This is a genomic window from Pseudomonas sp. B21-054 (assembly GCF_026016345.1).
Taxonomy (GTDB): domain Bacteria; phylum Pseudomonadota; class Gammaproteobacteria; order Pseudomonadales; family Pseudomonadaceae; genus Aquipseudomonas.
The window spans coordinates 5,071,970-5,088,313 of sequence record NZ_CP087204.1 but is presented as its reverse complement, the minus strand read 5'-3'; the positions used below and the strand labels follow the sequence as shown (position 1 = coordinate 5,088,313).

The 16,344-nt window shown below is 58.3% G+C and carries 14 protein-coding genes and 1 pseudogene; 8 read left to right on the top strand and 7 right to left on the bottom strand.

What is annotated here, in order from left to right:
- Positions 1 to 23: 23 nt before the first annotated feature.
- The 4 genes from LOY70_RS22005 to gcl form a co-directional block, all read right to left on the bottom strand.
- On the bottom strand, positions 24 to 848 hold the full coding sequence (locus LOY70_RS22005) for an ion transporter (RefSeq protein ID WP_265029314.1): 825 nt from the start codon (positions 846 to 848) through the stop codon (positions 24 to 26).
- Positions 849 to 1,080: 232 nt separating this feature from the next.
- A complete protein-coding gene (locus tag LOY70_RS22000; RefSeq protein ID WP_265029313.1) occupies positions 1,081 to 1,971 on the bottom strand; it encodes a 2-hydroxy-3-oxopropionate reductase in 891 nt (296 codons plus the stop codon).
- A gap of 155 nt (positions 1,972 to 2,126) precedes the next feature.
- A complete protein-coding gene (gene hyi, locus LOY70_RS21995; RefSeq protein ID WP_123415883.1) occupies positions 2,127 to 2,909 on the bottom strand; it encodes a hydroxypyruvate isomerase in 783 nt (260 codons plus the stop codon).
- 133 nt (positions 2,910 to 3,042) lie between these two features.
- Positions 3,043 to 4,818, bottom strand: coding sequence for a glyoxylate carboligase (gene gcl, locus LOY70_RS21990; RefSeq protein WP_265029312.1), 1,776 nt, complete (start codon positions 4,816 to 4,818; stop codon positions 3,043 to 3,045).
- Between the two features lie 267 nt (positions 4,819 to 5,085).
- On the opposite strand from gcl, the gene LOY70_RS21985 reads away from it, so the two are divergent.
- Positions 5,086 to 5,526, top strand: coding sequence for a GlcG/HbpS family heme-binding protein (locus LOY70_RS21985; protein WP_265029311.1), 441 nt, complete (start codon positions 5,086 to 5,088; stop codon positions 5,524 to 5,526).
- Positions 5,527 to 5,739: 213 nt separating this feature from the next.
- Positions 5,740 to 6,195 (top strand): annotated as a pseudogene (locus LOY70_RS21980) (REP-associated tyrosine transposase); the annotation flags it as partial.
- Between the two features lie 130 nt (positions 6,196 to 6,325).
- Here the strand turns inward: LOY70_RS21980 and LOY70_RS21975 are convergent.
- Entirely contained in the window at positions 6,326 to 6,931 is a 606-nt protein-coding gene (locus tag LOY70_RS21975) for a TetR/AcrR family transcriptional regulator (RefSeq protein ID WP_123346048.1), read from the bottom strand.
- A 131-nt stretch (positions 6,932 to 7,062) separates the two neighbouring features.
- Here LOY70_RS21975 and LOY70_RS21970 point away from each other — a divergent pair, with 131 nt between their 5' ends.
- The 3 genes from LOY70_RS21970 to LOY70_RS21960 all read left to right on the top strand — a co-directional run bounded on the left by LOY70_RS21970 (position 7,063) and on the right by LOY70_RS21960 (position 10,278).
- Positions 7,063 to 7,977, top strand: a complete 915-nt coding sequence (locus tag LOY70_RS21970; RefSeq protein WP_265029310.1) for a DUF808 domain-containing protein — start codon at positions 7,063 to 7,065, stop codon at positions 7,975 to 7,977.
- A 65-nt stretch (positions 7,978 to 8,042) separates the two neighbouring features.
- Complete coding sequence (locus LOY70_RS21965) at positions 8,043 to 9,185, top strand: acyltransferase family protein (RefSeq protein ID WP_265029309.1); 1,143 nt, start codon at positions 8,043 to 8,045, stop codon at positions 9,183 to 9,185.
- A 127-nt stretch (positions 9,186 to 9,312) separates the two neighbouring features.
- Positions 9,313 to 10,278 carry a hypothetical protein gene (locus tag LOY70_RS21960; protein WP_265029308.1) on the top strand — a complete coding sequence of 322 codons (966 nt, stop codon included), beginning with the start codon at positions 9,313 to 9,315 and terminating at the stop codon, positions 10,276 to 10,278.
- Positions 10,279 to 10,428: 150 nt separating this feature from the next.
- On the opposite strand, the gene LOY70_RS21955 is transcribed toward LOY70_RS21960, so the two are convergent.
- Together LOY70_RS21955 and LOY70_RS21950 are read right to left on the bottom strand one after the other, a co-directional pair.
- Complete coding sequence (locus LOY70_RS21955) at positions 10,429 to 11,217, bottom strand: VacJ family lipoprotein (RefSeq protein WP_025214947.1); 789 nt, start codon at positions 11,215 to 11,217, stop codon at positions 10,429 to 10,431.
- On the bottom strand, positions 11,210 to 12,508 hold the full coding sequence (locus tag LOY70_RS21950) for a serine/threonine protein kinase (RefSeq protein ID WP_123346040.1): 1,299 nt from the start codon (positions 12,506 to 12,508) through the stop codon (positions 11,210 to 11,212). The genes LOY70_RS21955 and LOY70_RS21950 overlap by 8 nt, the downstream gene beginning before the upstream one ends.
- A 427-nt stretch (positions 12,509 to 12,935) precedes the next feature.
- On the opposite strand from LOY70_RS21950, the gene LOY70_RS21945 reads away from it, so the two are divergent.
- The 3 genes from LOY70_RS21945 to LOY70_RS21935 all read left to right on the top strand — a co-directional run bounded on the left by LOY70_RS21945 (position 12,936) and on the right by LOY70_RS21935 (position 16,071).
- Positions 12,936 to 13,790 (top strand): glycine betaine ABC transporter substrate-binding protein, encoded by an 855-nt coding sequence (locus tag LOY70_RS21945; RefSeq protein WP_072406463.1) that lies wholly within the window; start codon positions 12,936 to 12,938, stop codon positions 13,788 to 13,790.
- Positions 13,791 to 14,104: 314 nt separating this feature from the next.
- Entirely contained in the window at positions 14,105 to 14,416 is a 312-nt protein-coding gene (locus tag LOY70_RS21940; protein ID WP_265029307.1) for a DUF485 domain-containing protein, read from the top strand.
- On the top strand, positions 14,413 to 16,071 hold the full coding sequence (locus LOY70_RS21935; RefSeq protein WP_265029306.1) for a cation acetate symporter: 1,659 nt from the start codon (positions 14,413 to 14,415) through the stop codon (positions 16,069 to 16,071). Before LOY70_RS21940 ends, LOY70_RS21935 begins: the two co-directional genes overlap by 4 nt.
- Positions 16,072 to 16,344 lie beyond the last annotated feature (273 nt).

Sequence of the window (16,344 nt, the reverse complement as noted above, 5' to 3'; positions counted from 1 at the left end):
TCAAGCATTAAAAAGTACTTTGCTTATTCCAATTTCTTAAACAACGCATTGCCGCAACGGGAGCAAAAAGCCGCCCCGTGTTCGTGGCTGTTTTTACTGCACACCGGGCAATCGTGCTTGAGTTGATCACCGCGCATCGCGGTGGCCAGTTCAGCGGTGAAAATACCCGTGGGCACGGCGATGATCGAGTAGCCCGTGATCATCACCAGCGACGAAACCACCTGGCCCAGTGGCGTCTTGGGCACGATATCGCCGAAGCCCACGGTGGTGAGTGTGACGATAGCCCAATAGATGCCCTTGGGAATGCTGGTGAAACCATTGCCCGGGCCTTCGATGACATACATCAACGTGCCGAACACCGTCACCAGGGTCGATACGCTGACCAGGAACACGATGATCTTTTGCTTGCTCCCCCGCAGCGCTGCCATCAGGTAGTTGGCCTGCTTGAGGTAAGGGCTGAGCTTGAGCACCCGGAAAATCCGCAGCATACGGATGATTCGGATGATCAGCAGGTACTGGGCGTCGCTGTAGTACAGCGCCAGGATGCCCGGCACGATCGCCAGCAGGTCCACCAGGCCGTAGAAGCTGAAGGCATAGCGCAACGGCTTGGGTGAGCAGTACAGGCGCAGGCCATATTCGACAATGAAAATGCCGGTGAAACCCCATTCGATGGCAGCCAGCAGGGTGGCGTAGTTTTTGTGCACGCTGTCGATGCTGTCGAGCATCACGATCACCAGGCTGGCGAGAATGATCAACAACAGGATGCTGTCAAAGCGCCGGCCGGCGGCGGTGTCGCTCTGGAAAATCAAGACGTAGAGACGTTCACGCCAGTTGTTGCTGCTGTCCATAATCTTCGCCTGAACCAGGAATCAGCGAAGCCTAGGGTGATTGTCCCGCCGAGCGCAAGGCGCAGCGTCGAGGCTGGCCTGGATAGGCCAGCAGGGCAGGGTGAACGAAGCGGTTAATGGTCGAGGCCCAGGGCGAGGGTGATCCTCGCCCGCACGTTGTGCCGGGAGGCATTCGCCCTGATGAAAAACCAGAGTGAATACTTACCGAAAGGCATCTAAAGGCTGGGAGGTATCAGTGATCGCGAATCGAAAAATTGGCCATGTGTTCCAGCCCCTTGATCAGCGCCGAATGGTCCCAGTTACTACCGCCAATGGCTGCGCAGGTGCTGAATACTTGTTGGGCGTTGGCGGTGTTGGGCAGGTTGATGTTCAGTTCCTTGGCGCCTTGCAGGGCCAGGTTCAGGTCCTTCTGGTGCAGGCTGATGCGAAAGCCCGGGTCGAAGGTGCCCTTGATCATGCGTTCGCCATGCACTTCGAGGATCTTCGACGATGCGAAACCGCCCATCAGTGCTTCACGAACCTTGGCCGGGTCGGCACCGTTTTTTGCGGCGAACAACAGGGCTTCGGCCACGGCCTGGATGTTCAGGGCGACGATGATCTGGTTGGCGACCTTGGCGGTCTGGCCATCGCCATTACCGCCCACCAGGGTGATGTTCTTGCCCATGGCCTGGAACAGCGGCAGGGCGCGCTCGAAGGCGGCGCTGTCGCCACCGACCATGATGCTCAGGGTCGCGGCCTTGGCGCCGACTTCACCGCCGGAGACCGGCGCGTCCAGGTACTGCGCGCCTGTTTCATTGATCTTCGCCGCGAACGCCTTGGTGGCGGTGGGGGAGATCGAACTCATGTCGATCACCACCTTGCCCGCGCCGACGCCGGTTGCCACGCCATCGGCGCGGAACAGCACGTCATCGACCTGCGGGGTGTCCGGGACCATGACGATGATGAACTCGGCCTCCTGGGCCACTTCCTTCGGGTTGGCCAACACCACCGCGCCACCGGCCAACAGGTCGGCCGGGGCGGCGTCGTGGTGCTGGGACAGGAACAGGCTGTGCCCGGCCTTTTGCAGGTTCAGTGCCATGGGGTGACCCATGATGCCGGTGCCGATGAATCCGATTTTAGCCATGGAAAAATCCTCTTGTTGTTATGACTGCTTCGAGCAAATGAGGGAGTGCTTTTCTGTGGGAGCGAGCTTGCTCGCGATGACGGTGTGTCAGCCAAAAAATGTGTGACCGGACTGACGCCATCGCGAGCAAGCTCGCTCCCACAGGGGAAATTGCGTCAGATCGCGTTATGGGTTTTCAACCACCCCAATCCCGCTTCGGTGCTGGTCAGCGGCTTGTATTCGCAGCCGACCCAACCCTGGTAGCCGATGCGGTCCAGGTGTTCGAACAGGAAGCGATAGTTGATCTCCCCCGTGCCCGGCTCGTTGCGCCCCGGGTTGTCCGCCAGTTGCACATGGTTGATCTCGCCCAGGTGCGCCGACAGGGTGCGGGCCAGGTCACCTTCCATGATTTGCATGTGGTAGATGTCGTATTGCAGGAACAGGTTGGCGCTGCCTACCTGCTCGCGAATCGACAGGGCCTGGGCGGTGTTGTTCAGGTAGAAGCCGGGAATGTCGCGGGTATTGATGGCTTCCATCACCAGCTTGATGCCTTTGCCTTGCAGCCTCTCGGCGGCGTACTTCAGGTTGGCGACGAAGGTTTTCTCCACCAGGGTTTCACTGCAGTTGCGCGGACGAATCCCGGACAGGCAGTTGACCTGGGTGTTGCCCAGCACCTGGGCGTAGGCGATGGCCAGGTCGACGCCGGCGCGGAACTCCTCGACCCGGTCCGGCAGGCAGGCGATGCCACGCTCGCCCTTGGCCCAGTCGCCGGCCGGCAGATTGAACAGCACCTGGGTCAGGCCGTTGGCGTCGAGCAAGGCCTTGAGTTCGGCTGAGTTGTAGTCGTAGGGGAACAGGTATTCGACACCCCCGAAACCGGCCTTGGCGGCCGCTTCGAAACGGGCGAGGAAATCCAGCTCGGTGAACAGCATGGACAGGTTGGCGGCGAAACGCGGCATGGTGGTTTCCTATCAATATTTGGAAGGCCCCTTGTGGGAGCGAGCTTGCTCGCGATGACGGCAGTACAGTCACCATCACCGGCACTGACCCATCGCTATCGCGAGCAAGCTCGCTCCCACAGGACGTCAGCAGTCAATCGAGCAACGAAATCGCGGTCGGCGCATCGTTGCCCACCAGCGCCAGATCCTCGAATTCGTTGACGGCGTTGATCTCGGTGCCCATGGAGATGTTGGTCACCCGCTCCAGGATGATCTCGACGATCACCGGCACCTTGAACTCCTCGATCATCGCCTGGGCCTGGCGCAACGCCGGCTGGATAGCGGACGGTTCGAACACCCGCAGTGCCTTGCAGCCCAGGCCCTCGGCCACGGCGATGTGGTCCACGCCGTAACCGTTGAGCTCCGGCGCGTTGAGGTTGTCGAAGGACAACTGCACGCAGTAATCCATGTCGAACCCGCGCTGGGCCTGGCGGATCAGCCCCAGGTAAGAGTTGTTCACCACCACATGGATGTATGGCAGCTTGAACTGCGCACCCACCGCCAGTTCTTCGATCATGAACTGGAAGTCATAGTCGCCCGACAACGCCACGACCTTGCGGCTCGGATCGGCCTTGACCACCCCCAGCGCCGCCGGGATGGTCCAGCCCAAGGGGCCGGCCTGGCCGCAGTTGATCCAGTGGCGCGGTTTGTAGACGTGCAGGAACTGCGCCCCGGCGATCTGCGACAGGCCGATGGTGCTGACATAGCAGGTGTCCTTGCCGAACACCTGGTTCATTTCTTCATACACGCGTTGCGGCTTGACCGGCACGTTGTCGAAGTGGGTCTTGCGCTGCAGACTGGCCTTGCGCTGCTGGCAGTCCTGCAACCAGGCGCTGCGGTTCTTCAGCTTACCGGCGGCTTGCCATTCACGGGCCACTTCGATGAACACGGTCAGGGCCGAAGCGGCGTCGGAAACGATGCCCAGGTCGGGGGTGAACACGCGGCCGATCTGGGTCGGTTCGATGTCCACATGAATGAACGTGCGGCCTTCGGTGTAGACCTCCACCGAACCGGTGTGCCGGTTGGCCCACCGGTTGCCGATACCCAGCACCACGTCCGACTTGAGCAGCGTGGCGTTGCCATAGCGGTGGGAGGTTTGCAGGCCGACCATGCCGACCATCAGCGGATGATCGTCCGGGATCGTGCCCCAGCCCATTAGTGTGGGGATCACCGGGATACCGGTGAGCTCGGCGAACTCCACCAGCAGATCGCTGGCGTCGGCGTTGATGATGCCGCCGCCGGCCACCAGCAAGGGACGTTCCGCCTGATTGAGCATGGCCAGGGCTTTCTCGATCTGCACGCGATTCGCCGCGGGTTTGGCCAGCGGCAATGGCTGGTAGGCCTCGATGTCGAACTCGATCTCGGCCATCTGCACATCGAAGGGTAGGTCGATCAGCACCGGGCCTGGCCGGCCGGAGCGCATCTCAAAGAACGCTTTCTGAAACGCGTAGGGCACCTGGCCCGGCTCCAGGACGGTGGTCGCCCATTTGGTCACCGGTTTGACGATGCTGGTGATATCCACCGCCTGGAAATCTTCCTTGTGCAGACGGGCGCGGGGCGCTTGGCCGGTGATGCACAGGATCGGGATCGAGTCGGCCGAGGCACTGTAGAGCCCGGTGACCATGTCGGTGCCGGCCGGTCCCGAGGTGCCAATACACACGCCGATGTTGCCAGCCTTGGTGCGGGTGTAGCCCTCGGCCATGTGCGAGGCACCTTCAACGTGGCGAGCGAGGACGTGATCGATGCCACCCACCTTCTGCAAAGCCGAGTACAGCGGGTTGATCGCAGCACCCGGGATGCCGAAGGCGGTGTCCACGCCTTCACGACGCATCACCAGGACGGCGGCTTCGATTGCTCTCATTTTGCTCATTGTTTTGTGCCTCTTGCGTTTTGTAATTGTATACAAGTTGCTTTGCGCAGAGTTTATTCACGGCTTAGGGCGCAGGTCAATCCCTTTCCTCAAGCGCCTGTTTCATTCGTCGGAAGGCCATGGATGCTAGGGATTTGTACAATTAAAGGTGATTTGTGAAAATTATTGTATACATAAAATATCGTATTTGTGTTCTATTTGTTGTGTTCGATTTCTGAAAAATAAAACCCGGAAGGCTCTCCCATCCACAAAAAAGGACAGCACCCTATGAGCGCTCTAACCTTGAATATCGCCGTCAACCTGGCGGGACACGCCCTTGCCACGGGCCGTGAACTCAACGCGGCACCGCTGACCGTCGCGGTTCTCGACAGCGGCGGACACCTGATTGCGCTGCAGCGCGAAGACGGCGCCAGCCTGCTGCGCCCACACATCGCCATTGGCAAAGCCTGGGGCGCCATCGCCCTGGGCAAAGGTTCACGCTTGCTTGCCCAGGATGCCCAGCAGCGCCCGGCCTTCTATGCGGCGTTGAATAGCTGGGGCCAAGGCAGCGTTGTACCGGTGCCGGGTGGGGTGTTGATCAGGGATCAAGACGGAAGGGTGCTGGGGGCGATCGGTGTCAGTGGTGATGTTTCGGATGTGGATGAGCAGGTGGCGGTCAGGGCGGTGGAGGCGCTGCAGTTGAGGGCAGATGTGGGGGTGGTTGCTTGATTTTGTGGTGAATGGACTGGCGCCATCGCGAGCAAGCTCGCTCCCACAGGGTGTGATGCTGGACACATAATGTCTTAACACCGTAAATCCAGTGTGGGAGCGAGCTTGCTCGCGATGACGATCTGTCAGACACATCCAGCCAAGAGTCAGCCCCGGCATTCGAGAATCAACTGGCCTAGCCTTTGATGACCTGATCATTGGAGAGGCGAAGGAATGCTTGATCTACCTGCTTCACATCGCCTGCGCATTGGCCGCTATGGCGAGTTGAACCGAATCTATTTACTGACCACCAACACAATTGACCGAATACCGGTTTTTCAGGATTTCGCCTTAGGCAGGTTGGTTGTTGATCAATTTCGATATGCCCAGGATATGAGGTGGGCAAAATCACTGGCCTGGGTGGTTATGCCCGATCATTTTCATTGGCTCATCGAACTGCAACAGAGCTCACTCAATAAGCTGATGCAAAAAACCAAATCCTTGAGCACTCGGGCAGTGAACTTATCCACAGGACGCCGAGGTAGTTTGTGGCAGCAAGGATACCATGACCGAGCGTTGCGACGGGAGGAGGGCTTGGTCAGGCTCGCTCGTTATGTTGTCGCCAACCCACTGCGGGCAGGTTTAGTGAAGCGACTTGGTGACTATCCGCTGTGGGATGCCATCTGGGTTCGATCTGAAGTCGAGGTGCATTCATCGCGAGCAAGCTCGCTCCCACACGGGATCTCGGCCGTTCGCGAAATCTAAGTACACTGCAGATCCTGTGGGAGCGAGCTTGCTCGCGATGAAGGCGATTCGGTCTTCAGTCCGGCTCACACCCCTTCAACACCAACCGAATAATCGTCTGTGCCGCCGCTTCATAGTCGGCTTCATCCAGCTTCGCCTTGCCGGTCACGGCGGAGATTTGCCAGTCGAAGTCGGCGTAGGTTTGTGTGGCGGCCCAGATGCTGAACATCAGGTGGTTGGGGTCGATGGGGGCGATTTGGCCGCGGTCGATCCAGGTCTGGATGCAGTCGATGTTGTGCCGGGCCTGGGCGTTGAGTTGTTCCACCAGGTCGGGGCTCAGGTGGGGGGCGCCGTGCATGATTTCGCTGGCGAAGACTTTCGAGGCGAAGGGCAGGTCGCGGGAGATGCGAATTTTGGAACGGATGTAGTGGCTCAACACTTCACCCGGCACCCCGTCGGCATTGAAGGGCGTCGAGGCCTGGAGGATGGGTTCGATGATGCTTTCCAGGACCTCTCGATAGAGGTTTTCCTTGGATTTGAAGTAGTAATAGACGTTGGGTTTGGGCAAGCCCGCCTTGGTCGCGATGTCGCTGGTTTTGGTCGCGGCGAAGCCCTTGTCGGCAAATTCTTCGCTGGCGGCACGCAGGATCAATGCTTTGTTGCGCTCGCGGATAGTGCTCATAAACCCAGGGGTTCCTTGCCTGTTCTGGCGGTGGCGCATGGTAGCACCGGCCTCGCGCGGCGCTCAAGAATGCCCCATGGCCGTGCTGCTCGCGGTATGCTGCACAGCATTATTTGTTCAAGGAGCCTTCCATGGCAGGAAGCAGTTTGCTGGTACTGATCGACGACATCGCCACCGTTCTCGACGATGTGGCGTTGATGACCAAGATGGCCGCCAAGAAAACCGCCGGCGTGCTCGGTGATGACCTGGCGCTCAACGCGCAGCAAGTCTCGGGTGTGCGTGCCGAACGGGAGCTGCCGGTGGTCTGGGCGGTGGCCAAGGGTTCGTTTATCAACAAGTTGATCCTGGTGCCGTCAGCGCTGGCCATCAGCGCCTTCGTGCCCTGGCTGGTGACGCCGCTGTTGATGGTGGGGGGCGCCTACCTGTGTTTCGAAGGCTTCGAAAAACTCGCCCACAAGTTCCTCCACAGTCCGGCCGAAGATCAGGCCGAACATGCGCAACTGGTCGAGGCTGTCGCCGATCCGGCGGTTGATCTGGTGGCCTTTGAAAAGGACAAGATCAAAGGTGCGGTACGCACCGACTTCATTCTGTCGGCCGAAATCATTGCCATCACCCTCGGCACCGTCGCCGATGCACCACTGACCCAACAGGTGATCGTGCTCTCGGGCATCGCGATTGTCATGACCGTTGGCGTCTATGGGCTGGTGGCGGGGATCGTCAAGCTCGATGACCTGGGACTCTGGCTGACACAAAAGCCAGGACGAGTCGCCAAAAGCATCGGCGGCGCGATCCTGCGTGCCGCACCCTACATGATGAAAAGCCTGTCGGTGATCGGCACCGCGGCCATGTTCCTGGTGGGCGGCGGCATCCTCACCCATGGCGTGCCGGTGGTGCATCACTGGATCGAAGGCGTGACGGCCAGTGCCGGTGGTGCCGGGTTTATCGTGCCAATGTTGCTTAACGCGGTGGCCGGGATCGTCGCGGGTGCCGTGGTGTTGGCGGGGGTGATGATTGTCGGCAAGGTCTGGAAAGCACTGAAAGGCTGAAGCTGACAACCGTTAACTGCTCCCGACCTCGGGTCGGGGCCAGCTAATAGATTTGGAACAAATCAATGATCGAAACCTTTCAATTGCTGGCGCTGTATGTGCTTTCCATCGGTGTGTTCTGCCTGGTTGCCGGGCGCTTCCCTTTGCTGGCCCCTGAAGCACAACACCGGGTCTCATCGTTGGACGGTCTGCGTGGAGTCCTTGCAACAGCGGTGATGGTTCACCACTTCGCCATCACCTTTGTGTGGCACAGCACCGGAACCTGGCAAGTCACTGAGAGCCGCGTCATCAACAATATGGGGGCCGTATCGGTGTCCTTGTTCTTTATGATCACGGGCTACCTTTTTACGCAAAAAGTGATCAGAGGACAGCCCAAGTGGGGCTCGCTGCTTTCCTCTCGGTTGCGCCGCATCTTCCCAATGTACATCGCGTCTGTTCTCTTGGTTGCCGCTATCAGTTTCTACCAGACAAGGGGCGAACTAAGCCCTGTGCTTGATAATTTTGCCGCGTTCGGTAGCTGGTTAATCTTCCTGGGAGGACCGATCAATGGGTTTCCAGACAGCAAACTGGTCAACGCTTCTGTGCAATGGACACTGATGTATGAGGCGCTTTTCTATCTCTCACTCCCGCTTATGTATGGCCTGTTCCGTCGCCGGCTGCCGATCCTCGCCTTGGTGATTTCCATCGGCGCAATTGCGATCTTATGGTCGGAGTATCACCACGTATTTCACAAGCGGTACGTCAAGCTGTTTCTGGTGGGGATGGCTGTTGCCTTTCTTGAGCCTCGACTGCGCAAGACGTCGATTAACTTTTCAAATCTCTGGTGCTGCCTCATTGCTGCCGGGGTCCTGCTCGCGAGTCTGAATATGCGCTCATACTCAACGGCGCAGATGTTGATTCTCGGTATCCCGTTTGGGCTATTCGTTCTAGGCAACAGCCTGCACGGGCTCCTGGAGAACAAGGGGTTAAAGGTCCTCGGGGAAGCGAGCTTCAGTATCTATCTGCTGCACGGTATCGTGATCTACAGCGCGTTCAGTCTGCTGAAGATATACAATTTTACAGATGGCGCGTTCGCAGACTATGCATGGTATTTGCCGCTGATCATTCTAACAGTGAGCACGGTGAGCGTTTTGACCTACTGGTCAATCGAGCGACCATTTATCATTGCGCCCCGCAGGCGGCTTGATAAGACAGTCGGAGAAATATGATTAGAAATGATTGCCAAAGGCTTTCTGAGCCATCTGATCAGTGTGGACTCTGCGTGGCTAACATCCGCCGTTCAGTTACAAGATTCTGAAAGGCACCGCTATCTTTAGCTCTTTTTACGAGAACGACATGGTCTATCTGTCTCCTGGCATCACATCGAAAAAGCTCCTGATCGTTTGTCGGGACGTCGGCGGTTATGTAAAGCGGCTTAGCGATTACTTAGCCAAAACCAATGAGGTCACTTTCGTTGATCTTTCCGCACAGCGTGACGAGTTCCAGTTTCTCCCTGGAAAGCTGCGGCGATGGCTGAAGAAATTCCTGACAGTTCGTGCAGCGCGTCACCAGATTCAAAAGGCCGGGAAAGTCGACTCTGTACTCATCATCAATCCCGCACAAATCGACATCACTCTTGTCGATCAGGCAATGATTGCGGCACAACAGAGCATCGCGTTCCTGTCTGACGGCGTTGCAAGACTTGCCATGCCGGTTGCTCAGTTGGCCCGTTTCGACAAGGTCTACACTTTCGACGATGCAGACGCTCGAGAATACGGATTTCGGAAGCTCAACAACTACATTTACGAGCTCAACACAGAGCTTGAAACCACGCGTGAGTACAAAGCGTTTGTGGTGATGGCGGGCAAGAATCGCATTGACGTGCTGGGCAAGATTGCAGCGGAGTTTGATCGTCTTGGCCACACGAATTATAAGTTCCTGGTACAAAGCAAGGTGGTCGAAAACGCCAGTCCCGCGATCACTTTTTTCAGGGAAAGAATGTCGCTCGATGAAGTTGGCGACCTGATTAGACGCTCGGAAATCCTGATCGATATCGTCCGGCCGGGTCATGCAGGCTTGAGCTTTCGCTTCTTCGACGCTTTGTTCTACCGGAAGAAGATCATCACCAACAATCCGTCGGTAATGAATTACGATTTTTATGATGCGCGAAACATCCTGGTCATTGACAGTGACTGCCCTGTTATCCCGCCGTCATTTCTCGTTGAGGAGTACATCGATCCGCCTGCGGATGTGGTCCAGAAGTACAGCATGAGTAGCTGGGCTAGCGAAGTGTTTGCTCCACTTGCCGATGATCCGCGATAGGGCCTGCTGCGCCAAAATGCATAGCCCTGTACTGTAAAAAGCCCTCCGTCATCGAACATGCCGGGGGGCTTTCTGTTTATGGGACGCCAGGCAGGTGGAGTCAGTTACTAAGCACATCCGCACAAGGCGCAACTGCACTCTTGCGTGGGATTACTCGGCTATCTGCAACTTGCGCGACTCGGTGTACACGTAGCGCACCTTTTCATACTCGAACGGCGTGTTCAGCTGGCCGTAGCGGAAACTGGTCTGGTAGCGCTTGTCCACGCCGCGCAGGAGCAGCAGTTCCGGGTGGTTGGCGCTGACTTCGGCGACGTTGAGGAAGTTGATCGCCGATTCAGCCGTGTAGTCCACCAGCAAGCCTGACGTATCGCGCAGGTTCGAGGGGCCGAAGATCGGCAGTACGAAGTACGCACCGCCGGGGACGCCGTAGAAGCCCAGGGTCTGGCCGAAATCTTCGCTCTGGCGCGGCAGGCCCATGGCTGTGGCCGGGTCCCACAGGCCGGCGATGCCGACGGTGGTGTTGAGCAACAGCCGCGCCGTGGTTTCCATCGAACGCTTGCCCTTGAATTGCAGCAGGCTGTTCATCAGGTTCGGCACATCCCCAAGGTTATTGAAGAAGTTGCTCACTCCGGTGCGCACGAAGCTTGGGGTGATGTATTGGTAGCCATCAACGACGGGCAGGAACACCCATTGGTCGAAGCGGTAGTTGAAGTGGTAGACGCGGCGGTTCCAGGACTCCAGCGGGTCATAGACGTTCAGGGCATTGAGGGTCGAGCGCTCGAACTCGCGCTGGTCCAGCCCCGGGTTGAACTTGAGCTTGCTCAACGGCTCCTTGAAGCCGTCGGAATCCACCACCACAGGCGCATTGGCCTTGCTGTTATCGGCATGGACCATGCCAGCACTCATTAACGCAGCGATAAGCAGGAGATATTTAGCCACGGAAGAACTCCAGCATGGCGTCGCTGTTGACGCGGTAATTGATGTTGCCGCAGTGACCGCCCAATGGATAAACCGTCAAGCGGTCGCCAAAGGTCTTGCGCAGGAAGCCCAGGTCGCCCGGGCCGAGGATGACGTCGTCGGCGTTGTGCATGACGGAGATTTTCGGGCTGTCGTGCAGGTAATCCTTGAGCGCATACAGGCTGACCTGGTCGACCAGTTGCAACAGACTGCCGCCGTCGGTGCGCGCACGCCACATCGGGATCACCTGCTCGGTGAGGTAGCAGTCGAAATCGCATTGCAGCGCACGCTTGAGAAACGGCGTCAGGCTGGTGCTTTCGGTGATCGGGAATTTGGGCGGGATGATCAGGCCGCGACGGTTGATCAGGTCCGAGGTGAACGCAATGTCGGCCGCCGAGAAACGGAACGAGGTGCCGATCAGCATGGCCATCTGCTCGTTGCTCAGGTGTTGCTTGGACTGCTGGAAGTCATAGAGCAGGGCATCGTTGAGGTCGATGTAGCCTTTTTGCTGGAAGTAACGGGTCAGCTTGTTCAGCACCAATTCGTAGAACGTGGTGGTGTTGTTGATGCCCTTGACCTCGGTCTGGACCAGTTTGTCCAGGTTGGTGATCGAGGTGTAGAGGTTCACCGGCGGATTCAGCAACAGCACTTTCTTGAAATTGAAGCTGCGCCGGGTCTCGTCCAGATGCGCGACGAAAGCCGCGTCCAGGGCGCCGAGGCTGTAGCCGGTGAGGTAATACTCGGTCACCGGCAGCTTGGGGTTCTGCGCGCGTACGGCCTGCATCACCCGGTACATGTCTTCGGCGTCTTCCTTGCTGATGCCCGGAGTGGCAAAGCGTGAGGCGGCGCTCATGAAGTCGAAGCTGGTGGGCGACGACAGCTGCACCACATGGTAGCCGGCCTTGTAATAGAGCCGCTTGAGGTATTCATTGATGCTACTGTCAAAGCGCGCCCCGGTGCCGGCGATCAGGAAAATCAGCGGCGCGGGTTTGTCCTGGGTCGCCATGCGGTAGGTGAGGCTCTTCACCGGCCAGAAGTTGTCCGGCAGGATGAACTCGCGTTCCGGGCGCAGGGTCAGGCTGTGATCCGACTGGTTGATGTCCTCGATCAGCGGCAGCTCCGGGCGCAGGTCCGGTGGCGTGGTGGCAATGGTCGCCTCGAAAGGGTTGGTCAAGGGATAGCCATAGCTGGCGGCATCAATATCTGCCGCCAGCGCGGACGCACTCAGGATAAGGCCACCGATGAGGGCAGCGAAGCGCAAGGAACGGAGCATGACGAGATCCCTAAGAGGAAGGTGCCGAATGAGGTTCGCAGGCTATGACCACTGGAGTGGAGCCAAGTGCCATGACGGACGCAAAACAGGCGCGGACGTGGCGCGATAGTAGCGGGACGATACACGGTCGTGGTGGGTTGCGCCTAGTTATCTGATGTCTTCCTTGATTCAGGCACACCAAGGGTTAGCCGGGATTTGTGGCGAAAACAGCCGAAATGGTCTACTGGCTTTCTGATGTCGTTTCTCGTTGCATCGGCGTCGCTGCCAGAGCAGGTTCCAGATCGGCGCAGGTTGATGATCGACGGGTCGGTACTCCACTGACGTTCGAGCCGGTTTGCAAGCGAGCGTGATGGGGGCGCTGTCCACCATAACAATACGTTGACGCCGCTCGGCATCCGCCGGGCGCAGCACTTTCGGGGAAGTAACGATGAAGATGCGACGACTCTTGGGCGCAGGTGCCGCACTGGTACTGGCCATCAGCTCTACACTGGCCAGCGCCGAAACCAAAACCCTGAGCATCGGTTACGTTGATGGTTGGTCCGACAGTGTCGCGACCACCCATGTGGCGGCCGAAGTGATCAAGCAAAAGCTGGGCTATGACGTGAAGCTGCAAGCGGTCGCGACCGGGATCATGTGGCAGGGCGTGGCCACCGGCAAGCTCGACGCGATGCTCTCGGCCTGGCTGCCGGTGACTCACGGTGACTATTGGACCAAGAACAAGGATCAGGTGGTCGATTACGGTCCGAACTTCAAAGATGCAAAAATCGGCCTGATTGTGCCGGAGTACGTCAAGGCCAAGTCGCTCGAGGATCTGAAGACCGACGACTCCTTCAAGAAACGCATCGTCGGCATTGACGCCGGTTCAGGCGTGATGCTCAAGACCGAACAGGCTATCAAGGATTACGACCTGACCGGCTATCAACTCAAGGCCAGTTCCGGCGCCGGCATGATTGCCGAGCTGACCCGTGCCGAGAAGAAAAACGAATCCATCGCGGTCACCGGTTGGGTGCCGCACTGGATGTTCGCCAAGTGGAAACTGCGCTTCCTGGAAGACCCGAAAGGCGTCTACGGCGCGGCTGAGACTGTAAACAGCATCGGCAGCAAGGAACTGGGCACCAAGGCCCCGGAAGTGGCCGAGTTCCTGAAGAAGTTCCAATGGGCTTCGAAAGACGAAATCGGCGAAGTCATGCTGGCGATCCAAGAGGGCGCCAAGCCAGACGCCGCTGCCAAGGACTGGGTTGCCAAGCACCCTGACCGCGTAAAAGAGTGGACCGGCAAGTAATCAACCTGGTTTAGCTGGCTCGCAAAACCGCATGACGTTGTGTCATGCGGTTTTTTTGTGCCTGTCATTTTTGGATTTGCGCCGGTCCCCTGTGGGAGCTTGCTCGCGATAGCGATGTGTCTGCTTGCATCCATGTTGAATGTGGCGCCGTCATCGCGAGCAAGCTCGCTCCCACCGGGGGCAACTGCTGGAATTTGGCTAGAAACTGGCAAAACCGTCATGTCGTTCTAATACTAAGGTCGTCTGGAACCTGGCCTTGAGCCGCATAGAGTAGAGTTGTTCCAACTTAAATCTGTGCTGCGAGGATAAAAACAATGAACGACAGCATTTACCTCTCGATTCAAAACAGCCCGCGCTTCAAGGAGCTGGTGAGAAAAAGGGAAAAGTTCGCCTGGATTCTCTCGGCGATCATGCTTGGGTTGTATTCCGGCTTCATTCTTCTGATCGCCTACGGGCCACATATTCTCGGGGCCAAGATCACGCCTGAGTCCACCATCACCTGGGGTATTCCCATCGGTGTCGGCCTGATTCTCTCGGCCTTCATCTTGACTGGCATCTACGTACAGCGCGCCAACGGCGAGTTTGACGACCTGAACAATGCGATTCTCAAGGAGGCTCAGCAATGATCCGGCGTCTACTGGCTCTATTGAGCATCGCAGCGTTCGCACCGGGCGCCTGGGCGGCTGAAGCGCTGGCCGGTGCCGTGCAGAAGCAACCTCTCAACGTCGCGGCTATCTTGATGTTCGTGGCCTTCGTTGGCGCGACCCTGTACATCACGTACTGGGCATCCAAGAAAAACAACTCGGCGGCTGACTACTATGCGGCCGGCGGCAAGATCACCGGCTTCCAGAACGGCTTGGCAATCGCTGGCGACTACATGTCGGCGGCGTCTTTCCTGGGCATTTCCGCGCTGGTGTTCACCTCCGGTTACGACGGTCTGATCTATTCCATCGGCTTCCTGGTGGGCTGGCCGATCATTCTGTTCCTGATCGCCGAGCGCCTGCGTAATTTGGGTAAATATACCTTTGCCGACGTGGCGTCCTATCGCCTCGGGCAAACCCAGATCCGCAGTCTGTCCGCCTGCGGTTCGCTGGTGGTGGTAGCGTTCTACCTGATCGCGCAAATGGTCGGTGCCGGCAAGCTGATCCAGCTGCTGTTCGGCCTGGACTACCACGTTGCGGTGATCCTGGTGGGTATCCTGATGTGCCTCTACGTGTTGTTCGGCGGCATGCTGGCCACCACTTGGGTGCAGATCATCAAGGCGGTGCTGTTGCTGTCGGGTGCGTCGTTCATGGCCCTGATGGTGATGAAGCACGTCAACTTCGACTTCAACATGCTGTTCGCCGAAGCGGTCAAGGTTCACCCTAAAGGCGAGGCGATCATGAGCCCCGGCGGTCTGGTGAAGGATCCGATCTCGGCCTTCTCCCTCGGCCTGGCGCTGATGTTCGGTACCGCTGGCCTGCCGCACATCCTGATGCGCTTCTTCACCGTGAGCGACGCCAAGGAAGCGCGCAAGAGCGTGCTGTATGCCACCGGCTTCATTGGTTACTTCTACATCCTGACCTTCATCATCGGCTTCGGCGCGATTCTGCTGGTCAGCACCAACCCGGCCTTCAAGGACGCGGCAGGTGCCTTGCTCGGCGGTAACAACATGGCGGCGGTGCACCTGGCCAACGCCGTGGGCGGCAGCATCTTCCTCGGCTTCATCTCGGCGGTAGCCTTTGCCACCATCCTGGCGGTAGTGGCGGGCCTGACCCTGGCCGGTGCCTCGGCGGTGTCCCACGACCTGTATGCCAGCGTGATCAGGAAAGGCAGGGTCAACGAGAAGGATGAGATCCGCGTCTCGAAAATCACCACCATCGCCCTGGCGGTGCTGGCGATCACCCTGGGGATCCTGTTCGAGAAGCAGAACATTGCGTTCATGGTGGGCCTGGCGTTCTCCATCGCGGCGAGCTGCAACTTCCCGGTACTGCTGCTTTCGATGTACTGGAAGAAGCTGACCACCCGTGGCGCCATGATCGGCGGCTGGCTGGGCCTGGTCAGTGCCGTGGGCCTGATGGTGCTCGGTCCGACCATCTGGGTGCAGATCATGGGTCACGAGAAGGCGATCTTCCCGTATGAATACCCAGCGCTGTTCTCGATGGCCATTGCCTTCGTCGGCATCTGGTTCTTCTCCATCACCGACAAATCGCCTGAAGGCGCCAACGAGCGGGCGCTGTTCTTCCCGCAGTTCGTGCGTTCGCAGACTGGCCTGGGGGCGAGCGGGGCGGTTAACCATTGATGTAGCGATAAGTGCTTGAAGAAATACCCCGGTCGAGAGGCCGGGGTATTTTTTTTGTGCCAGATTCAAGGTTGGCAGGTCTGCCGTCATCGCGAGCAAGCTCGCTCCCACAGGAGATTTGCGTCGTACACAGATCCAGTGTGGGAGCGGGCTTGCTCGCGAAAGCGTCAGGCCAGTCACTGCGGATATCAAAGAGGGCCCAAACAAAACAGCCCCCGCCCTTATATAAGAAGCGGGGGCTGTTTCGGTGCGGCTTGAGACCTTGTTACCAGG